The 13,356-nt window shown below is 72.5% G+C and carries 10 protein-coding genes and 1 pseudogene; 2 read left to right on the top strand and 9 right to left on the bottom strand.

Annotated elements, in window-relative coordinates; genetic code table 11:
• Positions 1-127 precede the first annotated feature (127 nt).
• From ACZ4SW_RS17810 to ACZ4SW_RS17800, 3 genes and pseudogenes are all read right to left on the bottom strand, one after another.
• Complete coding sequence (locus tag ACZ4SW_RS17810; RefSeq protein WP_468243773.1) at positions 128-2,257, bottom strand: 3-hydroxyacyl-CoA dehydrogenase NAD-binding domain-containing protein; 2,130 nt, start codon at positions 2,255-2,257, stop codon at positions 128-130.
• Positions 2,254-3,474, bottom strand: coding sequence for a thiolase family protein (locus tag ACZ4SW_RS17805; protein ID WP_468243771.1), 1,221 nt, complete (start codon positions 3,472-3,474; stop codon positions 2,254-2,256). Before ACZ4SW_RS17805 ends, ACZ4SW_RS17810 begins: the two co-directional genes overlap by 4 nt.
• 117 nt (positions 3,475-3,591) lie before the next feature.
• Positions 3,592-3,834, bottom strand: a pseudogene (locus ACZ4SW_RS17800) (substrate-binding domain-containing protein); the annotation flags it as partial.
• Here ACZ4SW_RS17800 and ACZ4SW_RS17795 point away from each other — a divergent pair.
• On the top strand, positions 3,752-3,994 hold the full coding sequence (locus ACZ4SW_RS17795) for a hypothetical protein (RefSeq protein WP_468243806.1): 243 nt from the start codon (positions 3,752-3,754) through the stop codon (positions 3,992-3,994). The pseudogene ACZ4SW_RS17800 and the gene ACZ4SW_RS17795 overlap by 83 nt on opposite strands.
• Positions 3,995-4,009: 15 nt before the next feature.
• On the opposite strand, the gene ACZ4SW_RS17790 is transcribed toward ACZ4SW_RS17795, so the two are convergent.
• Both ACZ4SW_RS17790 and ACZ4SW_RS17785 read right to left on the bottom strand, forming a co-directional pair.
• Complete coding sequence (locus tag ACZ4SW_RS17790) at positions 4,010-4,690, bottom strand: TetR/AcrR family transcriptional regulator (protein WP_468243768.1); 681 nt, start codon at positions 4,688-4,690, stop codon at positions 4,010-4,012.
• A gap of 102 nt (positions 4,691-4,792) precedes the next feature.
• Positions 4,793-8,974, bottom strand: coding sequence for a type I polyketide synthase (locus ACZ4SW_RS17785; RefSeq protein ID WP_468243764.1), 4,182 nt, complete (start codon positions 8,972-8,974; stop codon positions 4,793-4,795).
• A gap of 265 nt (positions 8,975-9,239) precedes the next feature.
• Between ACZ4SW_RS17785 and ACZ4SW_RS17780 the strand changes: the two genes are divergently transcribed.
• Positions 9,240-10,061 carry an AfsR/SARP family transcriptional regulator gene (locus ACZ4SW_RS17780; RefSeq protein WP_468243762.1) on the top strand — a complete coding sequence of 274 codons (822 nt, stop codon included), beginning with the start codon at positions 9,240-9,242 and terminating at the stop codon, positions 10,059-10,061.
• Here the strand turns inward: ACZ4SW_RS17780 and ACZ4SW_RS17775 are convergent.
• From ACZ4SW_RS17775 to ACZ4SW_RS17760, 4 genes are all read right to left on the bottom strand, one after another.
• On the bottom strand, positions 10,051-10,932 hold the full coding sequence (locus tag ACZ4SW_RS17775; protein WP_468243759.1) for a thioesterase II family protein: 882 nt from the start codon (positions 10,930-10,932) through the stop codon (positions 10,051-10,053). The genes ACZ4SW_RS17780 and ACZ4SW_RS17775 overlap by 11 nt on opposite strands.
• Before the next feature lie 64 nt (positions 10,933-10,996).
• Positions 10,997-11,701, bottom strand: coding sequence for a 3-oxoacyl-ACP reductase FabG (gene fabG / locus ACZ4SW_RS17770; protein ID WP_468243756.1), 705 nt, complete (start codon positions 11,699-11,701; stop codon positions 10,997-10,999).
• Between the two features lie 71 nt (positions 11,702-11,772).
• Positions 11,773-13,002 (bottom strand): beta-ketoacyl-[acyl-carrier-protein] synthase family protein, encoded by a 1,230-nt coding sequence (locus ACZ4SW_RS17765; protein WP_468243753.1) that lies wholly within the window; start codon positions 13,000-13,002, stop codon positions 11,773-11,775.
• Positions 13,002-13,265 carry an acyl carrier protein gene (locus ACZ4SW_RS17760; RefSeq protein ID WP_468243751.1) on the bottom strand — a complete coding sequence of 88 codons (264 nt, stop codon included), beginning with the start codon at positions 13,263-13,265 and terminating at the stop codon, positions 13,002-13,004. The genes ACZ4SW_RS17765 and ACZ4SW_RS17760 overlap by 1 nt, the downstream gene beginning before the upstream one ends.
• Between the last annotated feature and the right edge of the window lie 91 nt (positions 13,266-13,356).

Here is a 13,356-nt window from a genome sequence, read left to right as displayed (position 1 = left end):
AACGCTCGGCTGGGCAACCCCAGCCGAGCGCCTGCATAAACTGCTCGCGGCCTGATCAACACGACCACGTGTTGCAACGATCCCTAGAAACCGCCTTGTGCGGAGGCCCTTCACCGTGCCACGGCCGTTACGCCGGGACCGACGCCGTCCCCGGCTGGAGGAACGTCTTGCCGTTCACCCGCTCCGAGACGCCCTCACGGTCCAGGTACGGCGTGATGCCGCCCAGGTGGAAGGGCCAGCCGGCGCCCGTGATCAGGCAGAGGTCGATGTCCTGCGCCTCGGCGACGACACCTTCCTCGAGCATGAGCCCGATCTCCTGCGCCACCGCGTCGAGCACCCGGGCCCGCACCTGCTCCTCCGTCAGGACGGTGTCGCCCTGCTTCAGCAGCGCGGCGACCTCCGGGTCCAGCTCGGGCTTGCCGCTGTCGTAGACGTAGAAGCCGCGCTTGCCCGCCTCGACGACAGCCTTGAGGTTGGGGGAGACCTTGAAGCGGTCCGGGAACGCGCCGTGCAGCGTCTCGGAGACGTGCAGGCCGATCGCCGGGCCGACCAGCTCCAGCAGGACCAGCGGGGACATCGGCAGGCCCAGGGGCTCCACCGCCTTCTCCGCGACCTCGACCGGGGTGCCCTCGTCGATGACGTTCTGGATCTCGCCCATGAAGCGGGTCAGGATCCGGTTCACGACGAACGCCGGGGCGTCCTTGACCAGGACCGCCGTCTTCTTCAGCTTCTTGGCCACCGCGAAGGCGGTCGCCAGCGACGCGTCGTCCGTCTTCTCGCCGCGGACGATCTCGAGGAGCGGCAGCACGGCGACCGGGTTGAAGAAGTGGAAGCCGACGACCCGCTCGGGGTGCTGCAGCTTCGACGCCATCTCCGACACCGACAGGGAGGAGGTGTTCGTCGCGAGGATCGCGTGCGCCGGGGCGACCGCCTCGACCTCCGCGAACACCTGCTGCTTGACGCCCATCTCCTCGAACACGGCCTCGATGACGAAGTCGGCGTCCGAGAAGCCCTCCGCCTTGTCCAGGACGCCGGAGACCAGCGCCTTGAGGCGGTTGGCCTTGTCCTGGTTGATGCGGCCCTTGCCGAGCAGCTTGTCGATCTCCGCGTGGACGTAGCCCACGCCCTTGTCGATGCGCTCCTGGTCGATGTCCGTCAGGACGACCGGCACCTCGAGGCGGCGCAGGAACAGCAGGGCGAGCTGCGAGGCCATCAGACCGGCGCCGACGACACCGACCTTGGTGACCGGGCGCGCCAGGTTCTTGTCGGGGGCGCCCGCCGGGCGCTTGCCGCGCTTCTGGACGAGGTTGAACGCGTAGATGCCGGCGCGCAGTTCGCCGCCCATGATCAGGTCCGCGAGGGCCTGGTCCTCGGCGTCGTAGCCCTGCTGCAGGTCGCCGTTCTTGGCGGCGGCGATGATGTCGAGGGCGCGGTAGGCGGCCGGGGCCGCGCCGTGCACCTTGCCGTCCGCGATGAAGCGGCCCTTGGCGACGGCCTGGTCCCAGGCCTCGCCGCGGTCGACGACCGGACGCTCGACCTCGATCTCGCCCTTGAGGACGCGCGCCGTCCAGATCAGCGACTGCTCCAGGAAGTCGGCGCCCTCGAAGAGGGCGTCCGCGATGCCGAGGTCGTAGACCTGCTGGCCCTTGAGCTGCTTGTTCTGGTTCAGCGAGTTCTCGATGATGACCGAGACGGCCTTGTCGGCGCCGATCAGGTTCGGCAGCAGGGTGCAGCCGCCCCAGCCCGGGACCAGGCCGAGGAACACCTCGGGCAGGGAGAACGCCGGGACGGCCTTCGACACCGTGCGGTAGGTGCAGTGCAGGCCGACCTCGACGCCGCCGCCCATCGCCGCGCCGTTGTAGTAGGCGAACGTCGGGACGGCCAGCTTGGACAGGCGCTTGAAGACCTCGTGGCCGCCCTTGCCGATGGCCAGCGCGTCCTCGTGCCGCTTCAGCAGCTCGACGCCCTTGAGGTCCGCGCCGACCGCGAAGATGAACGGCTTGCCGGTGATGCCGACGCCGACGATGTCGCCGTCCGCCGCCTCCTTCTCTACCTGGTCGATCGCGGTGTTCAGGTTCGCGAGCGAGGCCGGGCCGAAGGTGGTCGGCTTGGTGTGGTCGTGGCCGTTGTCGAGGGTGATCAGGGCGAACCGGCCCACACCGAACGGCAGGTCGAAGTGGCGTACGTGCGCCTGCGTGACGACCTCGTCCGGGAACAGCTCGGCCGCGCCCTTCAACAGCTCAGCGGTGGTGCTCACTTGTCGCCTCCGTCGAAGTGCGGGTTCTCCCAGATGACCGTCGCGCCCATGCCGAAGCCGACGCACATGGTGGTGAGGCCGTAGCGGACCTGCGGCTGCTCCTCGAACTGGCGGGCGAGCTGCGTCATCAGCCGGACGCCGGAGGAGGCCAGCGGGTGGCCGAAGGCGATGGCGCCGCCGTACTGGTTGACGCGCTCGTCGTCGTCGGCGATGCCGTAGTGGTCGAGGAAGGCCAGGACCTGGACGGCGAAGGCCTCGTTGATCTCGAACAGGCCGATGTCGGAGATGCTGAGGCCCGCCTTGGCGAGGGCCTTCTCCGTCGCCGGGATCGGGCCGTAGCCCATGACCTCCGGCTCGACGCCCGCGAAGGCGTAGGAGACCAGGCGCATCTTCACCGGCAGGTTGTTCTCGCGGGCGAAGTCCTCGGACGCGATGATCGAGGCGGTGGCGCCGTCGTTCAGGCCGGCCGCGTTGCCCGCGGTGACCCTGCCGTGGACGCGGAACGGCGTCTTGAGGTTCGCCAGGTTCTCCAGGGTGGTGCCCGGGCGCATCGGCTCGTCGGCGGTGACCAGGCCCCAGCCCGTCTCGCCGCCCTCGGGGTTCGTGCGGCGCACCGAGATCGGCACCAGGTCCTGCTGGATCTTGCCGTTGGCGTACGCCTTGGCGGCCTTCTCCTGCGAGCGCACGGCGTATTCGTCGGCGCGCAGCTTGGTGATGTGCGGGTAGCGGTCGTGCAGGTTCTCCGCGGTCATGCCCATGAACAGGGCGGACTCGTCGACCAGCTTCTCGGACACGAACCGCGGGTTCGGGTCGACGCCCTCGCCCATCGGGTGGCGGCCCATGTGCTCCACACCGCCCGCGATGACGGCGTCGTACGCGCCGAACGCGATCGAGCCGGCCGTGGTCGTCACGGCCGTCATCGCGCCCGCGCACATGCGGTCGATGGAGTAGCCGGGGACCGACTGCGGGAGTCCGGCGAGGATGCCCGCGGTACGGCCGAGGGTCAGGCCCTGGTCACCGATCTGCGTGGTCGCCGCGATGGCGACCTCGTCGATCTTCTTCGGGTCGAGACCCGGGTTGCGGCGCAGCAGCTCCCGGATCGCCTTCACGACGAGGTCGTCGGCGCGGGTCTCGTGGTAGATGCCCTTCGGGCCCGCCTTGCCGAACGGGGTGCGGACGCCGTCGACGAAGACGACGTCCCTGACGGTACGAGGCACGATGGCTCTCCTCCAGGGTGCGGGATGGCACTGCTGCGACACGCTGAGCGCGCGCTCAGCCCCATGCTACTTGTGGGTAACCAGGCTGCCCAGTCCCGCACGCCCAAGCGGTGAAGGTCACACCTTCGGGGGAGCCGTGGAGCCCCGCGAGGTCAGCACGGGGGTCGGTACGGGATGAGAAACCGGACCCTCGCCCGTGATCACCCCGAACAGCGTCCGTGCCGCTTCGGCCCCGAATCCGTACACGTCATGGCTCATCGCGGACAGCGTCGGGTGGGTGAGCCGGCACAACTGGGAGTCGTCCCACGCCGGCAGCGACACGTCGTCGGGCACGCTCGGCCCCATCTCCATGGCCACCGACCGCGACGGCCGGCATGCCCAGCCGCTCGACGACCGCCACGCGCGGATGCTGGTGATCCTGCCGACGCTGATCGTCTTCCTGTTCCTGCAGCGGTTCATCTGCAACGGGTTCATGCGGGGGGCGACGCGGCAGGCGTCGCCCCCCGGGGACTGCCCGTGAACACCGTCGGCGGGGTCAGACCCCGGTGACGGCCTCGGCGGTGCCGTGGGACGGGGATGCCGCCGCCGTGCCCGGTGCGCGCCGGGAGTAGGACAGGATCCCGGTGAGCACGATGCGCAGTACCTCGCGTAGTTCGATGTGGAGCGGTACCCGCGGCTCGGGGGTCTGCGACCAGCGGTACAGCAGCCCCAGATACGAGTCGCGCAGGATGTTGCCGACCCGCATGGGGTCGATGTCGACGGCGATCTCGCCGCGTTGGCGGCCCGCCTCGACGACGGTGGCGAAGACATGACCGGCGTAGGGCTCCTCCAGCAGGGGGCGCCCCGCCTTCACCCACGCCTGGAGCATGGCGGTGGTGATCTCCCGCTCCGTCTCGTTGAACTCGGCGAGCGCCTGCATGCAGCGTTCCAGGTGCACCGTCACGGCGTCGTCGTAGGTTTTCATGGACTCCTCCATGCACACCTCCAGACGCCGCTTGCGCGCTTCGGCCCAGGCCGTGACCAGGTCTTCCTTGCGCTGGAAGTAGTTGAAGAAGGTCCCGCGGGCGACGTCCGCGCGCTCGGCGATCTGGTCGATCGTGGTGCGGTCGTACCCCTGCTCGGCGAACAGGGCCAGCGCGGAGGTGTAGATACGGTCCTTGATCCGCTGCTTGCTGCGTTCGCGGCGCCCGAGGGGGTGTGCAGGCTCAGCGCTCATCGTGTTCCTCGCTTCTCACGCCTCTGTGAGATCCCCCGGCCTCGAAATTTATACCACAGTACATGAATGGATCGGCGCCTTGGGTGACTCGCTTCGCGCCGCTCACCGGCTGTGCACGTCGGCCAGCGCTTCGGTGCCGGACGCGGCGAGCGACGCGGCGATCTCCCCGACCGGCTCGGCTCCGAGCAGTCGCTGCGCGGTGACGTCCACGCCCAGCGACTGGTTCAGTCGCACCCTCAGCTCGGTGGCCAGCAGCGAGTCCAGCCCCAGGCTGCGCAGCGGCCGGCGCGGGTCCAGCCGCGAGGCCGAGATGCCGAGGACGGTCGCCGCGTGCCGCAGCACGTCGTCGCGGATGCCCCGCGTCGGCGTCTGCCGTGGTGCCGACGCGGGCGCCGCGACGCCGGGACGGCCGTGCCGGGAGCGGGGCGGTCGCGTGGCCTCGTGCGGCCGTGCGGCCCTGTGCGACCGTGCGGCACCCGCGGCCGCGGCCCGGGCCGCGGCGTTGCGCGACTGTGCACCGTCGGTCACGGCGCCGCCCGGCTGTGCGGCCGGGGCCGCGGGCGTGGTCGCCGTGACGTCGGCGGTGCCGGCGGACCCGGCCTCGGCGGCAGTGGGCGATACCGGCGCCGTGATGCCGTGGGGCGGCACCAGGCGGACCCGTATGTCGAGGAACTCCGCGATCAGGTGCCCGTCCGTCGCGAGGAGCCGGACGTCGCAGCCGGCCTCTCGGGCCCCGGGCTCGGGTGCGCAGTCGGCCAGCGCCCAGTGGTCGTCGGCCAGGGCGCCGGGGTCGACGACGCGGACGTGACCGAAGGAAACCGGCAGGAAAACACCGGGCGTGGCCCCGAAGGCGGCCTGCGGCCAGGTCGCGGCCATGGTCACCAGCGCCGCCTCCAGGCCTGCCGCGGCGCGGCCCGCCTCCGCCGCAGTGCCGGAGCCGGCCGTGCCGCGCATCCGGGCCACGCACTCGCCGTCACCGAGCCAGAGCTGGGCGGCCGTGCGCAGTCCGCCGTCGACGGTGAGCCCGCGTGCCTGGATGCGCCGGTAGAACTCGCCGGCGGGCACGTACTCCCGGCACCGGGTCAGGGCCGCGTCGAGCATGTCATGCCCGCACTCCCGTTCCCCGTCTCCGCTTCGCCCGCTCGCCGTCCGTGCCGCGGAGATGACCTGGAACCGTCCGCTCAAGCAGATGTCACCGTCCCTGCTGCCGCCCTCGGTGTGCGCGGCGGTGACGGTGACGGCGAAGGCCTCTTCCCCGGGCAGCGGGCTGAGGCCCACCCGCACGGCGGCGTCCCGCGCGCGCTCCAGTTCGAGCGGCCGGGACCCGAACTCCACGTCCCTCAGGATCCCGTCCCGGCCGCCGGCGGCTTCCCGAACGGCCTCCCGCACCGCCTCGAGGTACACCACGGCGGGCACCGCGGCCGTGCCCCGGCTGCGCACACCGCCGCCCAGGGCCGGAAGGCCGAGGTCGCGCAGGGCGAACTCACGGGTGTGGCGGGCGGCCGGCGCGGTCCCGACCGGTTCACGGCGGAACCGCTCGAGCTCCCAGGCGTACGTCGGCAGCGGCACGTACGGCTCCCGGCCCGCTTCGCCCTCGCTCGTCCCGTAGCAGCGGTCCCAGTCGACGCGGCCTCCGTACGTGAAGATCCGGCCCAGCGCGCGCAGGAGGTTCTCCGGCTCCGGCTGCCGTCGCTTCAGCGTCGCCACGGCGGACGGCGTCCCGCCCCGTTCGTCCAGGGCGGCGGTCACGGCCTGGGTGAGCAGGGGATGGGGGCTGATCTCGACGAAGACGGTCTCCTCCGCCTCGGCGGCCGCACGGACGGCGTCCACGAACCGCACCGGTTCACGGAGGTTGTCCGCCCAGTAGGCGGCGTCCAGTTCGCCCTCGCCGACGGGGGCGCAGCGGACGGTGGACAGCATCTCCACCCGGCCCCGCCCGGGGGTCAGGCCGGCGAGCTGCTCCAGCAGGTCGGGCCGCAGTTCGTCCATCAGGGGGGAGTGCGACGCCACGTTGACCTTCACCGGACGGCAGAACACGCCCTCCTCCTCCAGCCGGGCGGCGATCTCCCGCAGCGCGTCGGCGTCGCCGGCGAGCACGGTGGAGCGGGGCGCGTTCCTGGCGGCGACGCAGACGGCGCCGGGGTGGGAGGACGCGGCCGCGGTGGCCTCGGCCGCGTCGAGTTCGACGGCGAGCATCGCTCCGCGCCCCGCCAGCCGGGCCATCAGGCTGCTGCGTCGGCAGATCACCGCCGCCGCGTCCCGCACCGACAGGGCGCCCGCGGTCCGGGCGGCGGCGACTTCGCCCATGCTGTGCCCGAGGCACAGGCCGGGTTCTGCGCCCTTGGCACGCACCGCCGCCGCCAGGGAGACCTGGACGGCCCACAGCAGTGGCTGCACCACGGCCACGTCGTCCCAGGCCTCCGCCTCGTCGGTGCTTTCCTCGTCGGTGAGCGTGTCGATGACCGACCAGCCCAGTTCGTCGCGGACGGCGGCGTCGCACTCGGCCATGGCGCGGCGGAAGTCCTCGTCGTGCTCCAGGAGCCGGCGGCCCATGCCCCGCCACTGCGAGCCCTGCCCGGGGAAGACGAAGGCGATCCGGCGGTCGCCGTGGAAGGGCGCCTCGCCGAGTCCGCCGTCCGGGGTCTCCTCGCCGTCCGCCAGTGCGCGCAGGGCGGTGGCCATCTCGTCGTGGCTGGCGCCGACGGCCCACAGACGGTAGGGGTGGGCGTCGCGGCGGGTGGCGGCGGCGCGGCAGAGGGCGCGCAGACCGTGGGCGCGTCCGGGCCCGCCCGCCTCCAGATGGGCGGCGTACCGCGCCGCCAGGCGGCGCAGGGACCCAGGGGTACGGGCGCTGAGCACCAGCAACTGCGGCTCCTCGGCTTCCGGGGTCCGCGTACCGGCGGCGTCCGGGGTGCGCGTACCGGCGTCCGGCACGTCGGCGCGGCGGCCGGTGGGCAGCCCGGGTGCGGGGGTGTCACCGGTGGGCGTGGGCGGGTAGCCGCCGACGATCACATGGGCGTTGGTGCCGGACAGGCCGAAGGAGGACACGCCGAGAACCGCGGCCGGGCCCGCGGGCTCCAGCGGGGTGTTCCGCGTGACGACCTCCAGCGGCACGTCCGGTTCGGTGAGGACCGGGTGAGGGGAACGCCCGTGCAGGGAAGCGGGGATCAGACGGTGGCGGGCGATCAGTACGGTCTTGATCAGGCCGGCGATTCCCGCGGCTGCCTCGGCGTGGCCGATGTTGGTCTTCACGGAACCCACGCGCAGCCGGCGGGCGGCCGCCCCTTCCTCCCGCACCGCTTCGGCCAGGGCGCGCAGCTCCACCTCGTCGCCCACCCGGGTGCCGGTGCCGTGCGCCTCCACGTAGTCGAGCAGGCCCGGGGTGATGCCGGCGCTGCGACAGGCCGCGCGCAGCATGTGGGCCTGCCCGGCAACGGCTGGCTGGAGCAGCAGTCCGCTCGCGTCGCCGTCGTTGGTCACCGCGCTGCCGCGCAGCACCGCGAGTACCGGGTCGCCGGCGCGCAGGGCGTCGTCCAGTCGTTTGAGCAGCACCACGCCGACGCCCTCGCTGCGGACGAATCCGTCCCCGGAGGCGTCCGCGAACTTGCAGCGGCCGTCGGGGGCGAGCATGCCGCCCTGGGAGTAGGTGACGGCGTCGGCGGCCGACAGGACGGCGTTCACCCCGCCCGCGATGGCCAGGTCGCTTTCGCCGGCGAGCAGACTCTGCCGGGCCAGGTGCACCGCGACCAGCGACGACGAGCAGGCGGTGTCCACCACCAGGCTGGGACCGCGCAGGTCGAGGGCGAACGACACCCGTCCGGCGGTGACCGCGCGCAGCCGGCCGCCCGCCATGCCGTGCACGTCCGGGGGCAGGTGGCCCGCCTGTTCGCCGTATTCGGCGGTCGCCTGCCCCACGAAGACGCCGGTGGCGCTGCCGGCCAGGGTCGACGGACGAATGCCGGCCTCCTCCAGCGCCTCCCAGACGACATGCAGCAGGAGCCGCTGCTGGGGGTCCATGGCGAGCGCCTCGCGGGGCGCGATGCCGAAGAAGGCGGCGTCGAAGCCGTACAGGTCGTCGATGAAACCGCCGTGCCGGGAGACCGTGCGGCCCGGTTCCGGCACGGGTGCGTAGTGGGGCCGGATGTCGAACCTGTCCTCGGGGACGGGTGTGACGGCGTCGGTGTTGTCCAGCAGGAGCCGCCAGAACGCCTCCACGCCGCTCGCTCCCGGGAACCGGCAACCCATTCCGATGACCGCTACCTCGGGTGCGCCGCTCGCGAGCATCGACCCCCCTCGTCCTGTTGTGGCGTCCAAACTTATACCGGAGACTAACATTGCTGCTGATCTTCCGTGTGACGGCAGTGAGACGGCCAGGCTACGGCACTGTGAGCCCGAGATGGAGGCAGGATAAATGGAGACGAATGTGGATGATTCGACCTGGAGTTGGATGCAGCGTGCATCGAAAGTCACATTAATGTGGCGACAAAGATGACCTCCAGTCCATGAATCAACTGGTACACATGGAGGTGTCGGCGAAGGAGGAGTGACCATGATCGCCAGAGTCCTCGGACCGCTCCGGGTGACGGTGAACGGCACCTCGGTGGTTCCGACCGCGGTGAAGGCGAAGAAGCTGATGGCGATGCTCGTTCTCAACCGCGGGCGGGTCGTGCAGCGCGCCACGATCGAACGCGAACTGTGGGACCTCGACGCGCCCAGGAGCGCCGCCACCGGGATCCAGAACTGCGTCATGTGGATCCGCAAGGGGATCCGGCGCGCCCAGGAAGGAGAGGCGGGCCGTCCGCCCGAGCAGACGCTGATCACCGAACCCACCGGCTACCGGCTGGAGGTTCCGGGGGACCAGTTCGACATGGTCCGCCACCAGCAGCTCGTCGCCCAGGCCGGTGCGGCCGAGGCACGCGGGGACCTGGCCGAGGCCTCCGCCGTGCTGAACGCCGCCCTGAACCTGTGGCGCGACGCCCCGCTCGCCGACGTACCGGCGGGCCCGGTGCTGCGGGCCCACGTGCGGCGCCTGGAGGAGGACCGCAAGGCCGTACTGACCCAGCGCCTGTCCCTGGACCTCAGGCTGCACCGGTACGCGGAGGTCGTCGGGGAGCTGCACGCGCTGGTGGCCCTCGACCCCTACGACGAGGTGCTCTACGAGTACCTGATGCTCGCCCTGTACCTCTCGGGCCGCCGCAACGACGCGCTCGCGGCCTACCAGCAGGCCCGCATCGCGCTGGCCGACGGCGTGGGACTGGAGCCCTCGCACCGGCTGCGCGGCCTGCAGCAGCGGATCCTGGCGAGTGACGAGGCGTCGGGCGGCGTCGTGCCGGGCCCGTCCGATCTCGCGGCCGACCTGGTCAGAGCGTGACGGACCGGCCCGCCGGAGGCCCGGCCTGCTGGAGGGACGCGATGAGTTCCTCCAGCAGGACCGCCTGACCAGAGGCCGTGAACGGGAAGAAGTGGCCGCCCGGCACCCGCCGGGACCGGAACGCACCACGGGTGAACGAGGCCCACAGCGGCAGTGTGGCCGGTGGGACGAGCGGGTCCTGATCGCCTGCCAGCGCCGTCAGCGGTACGTCCACACGCAGCGCGTCCACCGCGAGCAGCGTCTGCCGGGTGAGCGCGAGATCGTGCGCGAGGGCCCGGCGCGCAGGGGACAGGGAGGCGTCGTCGAGGGCGTCGGCGGCCAGCCCGTGCAGAGCCAGGACCGCCGTCAACCCCGCGGGGCCGCTCAGCAGGGCCGGATCGGGAAAACCGCGGGAACCGGGCAGCGAGCAGCACACCACCAGCGCGTCGCACCGCACCGCGCCGGTGTCCGCCGTGGCCAGGGCCAGCAGCGCCCCCAGGCTGTGTCCGTAGAACACCGTGGGCCCGGCGTCCGGCGCCCGCAGTTCCGCCGCGATCCCGGTCACGGCCCGGGCGACGCTCGTGTGCGGGGGCAGCCCCGCGCGGCGCTCCCGGCCCGGCAGAGTCACGCCGACGACTTCCACGTCCGCCGGGAGCGGCGCGAGCAACTCCCGGTATCGCCGCGCACCGCCCCCCGCGTGCGGAAAGACGACGACGCGCGGGCAGGGCCGCGCCGCGGGGCGCAGGACTTCGGTCCAGCGCTCGGGTCGCTCCGCCATCGCGGGGGTGTTCTTCGTGAGCCGGGGTTGCTCCGCCATCGCGGGGGTGTTCTTCGTGAGCCGGGGTTGCTCCGCCCTCGTGGGGATGTCCCGGAGCCCGGGTTGCTCCGCCATCGCGGCGATGTCCTTTCGTCGGTGGGCGGCGCCCCCGTGGATGCCCGGTGGGCGCCGGGGCGGGTCAGTGGCCCATGCCGAGTCCGCCGCTGACCGGGAGCACCGCGCCGGTGATGTATCCGGCCTCCTCGCCGGCCAGGAACCTGACCGCGGCGACCACGTCGTCCACCGTGCCGGGACGGCCGAGCGGGGTCATCCGCATGACGTCGGCCAGGCGCCGCTCGGACAGCCCAGCGGTCATGTCCGTGGCGATGATGCCCGGCGCCACCACGTTGACCGTGATCCCGCGATCCCCGAGCTCCCACGCCAGGGAACGGGCGAGGCCCATCAGAGCGGCCTTGGAGGCGGCGTAGTTGGTCTGGCCGGGAGCCCCGACGAAGCCGAGCACCGAGGAGACGAGGATCACCCGCCCGCGCCTGGCCGGCAGCATGCTGCGCACCCCGGCCCGCACCGCGGCGAACGTCCCGGTGAGGTTGGTGCGCAGCACCTCGTCGAAGTCGTCGTCGGACATCCTCAGCATCGGCCTGTCCCGGGTGATGCCGGCGTTGGCCACCAGCACCTCCACGGAGCCGTGTGCCGCCTCCGCCTCCCGCAGCGCCCGCTCCAGCGCGCCCGGCTCGGTGACGTCGGCCTTGACACCGAGCACGCCCGGGGGCGGGCTGCCCGACCGGTGGCTGACGGCGACCCTGTCGCCGTCGGCCGCGAAGGCCTCGGCGACGGCGCGGCCGATGCCGCGGTTGCCGCCGGTGACGAAGACGGAGCGGTTCATCGTTGTCTCCTTTCGAAGGCGCCGGGCGGTCGCCCCGCCGGCGTCCGGCGAGGCGACCGCCCGGCGAGGGTTCAGGCCGCGGTGAAGACGAGCGCGGCGTTGTGGCCGCCGAACCCGAGCGACGTGCTCACCGCCACGTCCACCGGGGTCCTCCGGGGTTCGCCGCTGACCAGGTCCAGATCGATGGCCGGGTCGGGGTTCTTCAGATTGGCCGTGGGCGGGACCACGCCGTGCTGCACGGCCAGCACCGTGTAGGCGGCCTCGATCGCGCCGGCCGCGGCGAGGGCGTGACCGGTCACCCCCTTGGTGGAGGTCACCGCGGCCCCGCCACCCACGACCCGGCCGAGCACTGTGCCCTCGACGAGGTCGTTCATCGGGGTGGCGGTGCCATGGGCATTGACGTGCCGCACGTCGGAGGGGGCCACGTCGGCATCGGCCAGGGCCGCCCGCAACGCCCGCTCGATGCCCTCGCCGCCGGGCTCGGGAGCCGTCGCGTGATGGGCGTCCGAGGAGGCCGCGTATCCGCTCACCAGTGAGCGGATACGGGCGCCGCGGGCGCGGGCGTCGTCGGCCCGCTCCAGCACCAGCACGCCCGCCGCCTCGGCGGCCACGAAACCGTCCCGCTCGGCGTCGAACGGCTTGCCGGCGTGCTCGGGCGCCTCCCGGGACTTCGACAGGGCACCCATCCGGCACAGCCCGGCCATCACCGTCGGGGTGAGCGCCGACTCGCTCGCACCGGCCAGCACGATGTCGCAGGCGCCCGCGCGCAGCAGATCCCTGGCCGTGCCGACGGCCGTGGCGCCCGACGCGCAGGCGGTGGCGGTGACCAGGCCGGGGCCGCGCGCTCCGCAGTCGATCGCCACGTACCCGGCGAGCATGTTCGGCATGTACTTGGTGACCAGCAGCGGAGAGACCCGGGCCGGACCGTCCTCGGACAGCGCGCGGTACTGCTCCTCCAAGGTCGCCGCCCCGCCGAGGGAGTTGCCGAGCACCACGCCGACGCGGGTGCCGTCCCAGGTGCTCGGGTCCAGCCCGGCGTCGCGGACGGCCATGCGGGAGGCGACGAGCGCGAGCTGGACGAACCGCTCGAGCTGCCAGGAGGCGAAGCCGCCCAGCATCGCCTCGGGGTCGAAGCCGGGCACCCGGCAGGAGAAGTCGGCCGACAGGTCGCCGAGCGTGTCGTCCCGCGTGGCGCAGGAGCGACCCGTCAGGACCCGCTCCCAGTTCTCCTCGACGCCTATGCCGGCCGGGGTGACCAGCCCCAGACCGGTGACGGCCACGGCGTCGGTGCCGCCCGCCATCAGACCGACGCTCCCTTGGCGACGAGCAGGTCGACGACGTCGTCGAGCGTCTGCCCCTCGGTGAGCTCGCCGTCATCGATGCGGACGCCGAACTCCTTGTCCAGAACGAGCCCCAGCTCGATCAGGACCAGCGAGTCGAAGGACAGCTTGCCCAGGGTGACCCCCGGTGCCATGGCCTCCGGCTTGACCTTGAACTGGCCCGACAGGAGTGCCGAGACGCGCTGCGCGATGTCCTGCGTGGTGTGTTCCTGGATGTCCTGCATGGTGTGCTCCTGAAGGGTGGGAAGGCGCCCGGCCGGGTCGGCCGGGCGGCCATGTCGTGGGTGACGGGTCGCAGAGCGGACTCGCGAGACC

This window comes from Streptomyces sp. NPDC028331, from assembly GCF_055565775.1.
The sequence above is the reverse complement of the archived record's forward strand: the minus strand, read 5'-3'. Positions and strand labels throughout refer to the sequence as shown.

Bases quoted from the DNA above. Each gene is read 5' to 3' on its own strand.
- ACZ4SW_RS17760 (WP_468243751.1), bottom strand. From the start codon at position 13,265: ATGCAGGACATCCAGGAACACACCACGCAGGACATCGCGCAGCGCGTC.
- ACZ4SW_RS17790 (WP_468243768.1), bottom strand. From the start codon at position 4,690: ATGAGCGCTGAGCCTGCACACCCCCTCGGGCGCCGCGAACGCAGCAAG.
- fabG (WP_468243756.1), bottom strand. From the start codon at position 11,701: ATGAACCGCTCCGTCTTCGTCACCGGCGGCAACCGCGGCATCGGCCGC.
- ACZ4SW_RS17785 (WP_468243764.1), bottom strand. From the start codon at position 8,974: ATGCTCGCGAGCGGCGCACCCGAGGTAGCGGTCATCGGAATGGGTTGC.
- ACZ4SW_RS17780 (WP_468243762.1), top strand. From the start codon at position 9,240: ATGATCGCCAGAGTCCTCGGACCGCTCCGGGTGACGGTGAACGGCACC.
- ACZ4SW_RS17765 (WP_468243753.1), bottom strand. From the start codon at position 13,002: ATGGCGGGCGGCACCGACGCCGTGGCCGTCACCGGTCTGGGGCTGGTC.
- ACZ4SW_RS17775 (WP_468243759.1), bottom strand. From the start codon at position 10,932: ATGGCGGAGCAACCCGGGCTCCGGGACATCCCCACGAGGGCGGAGCAA.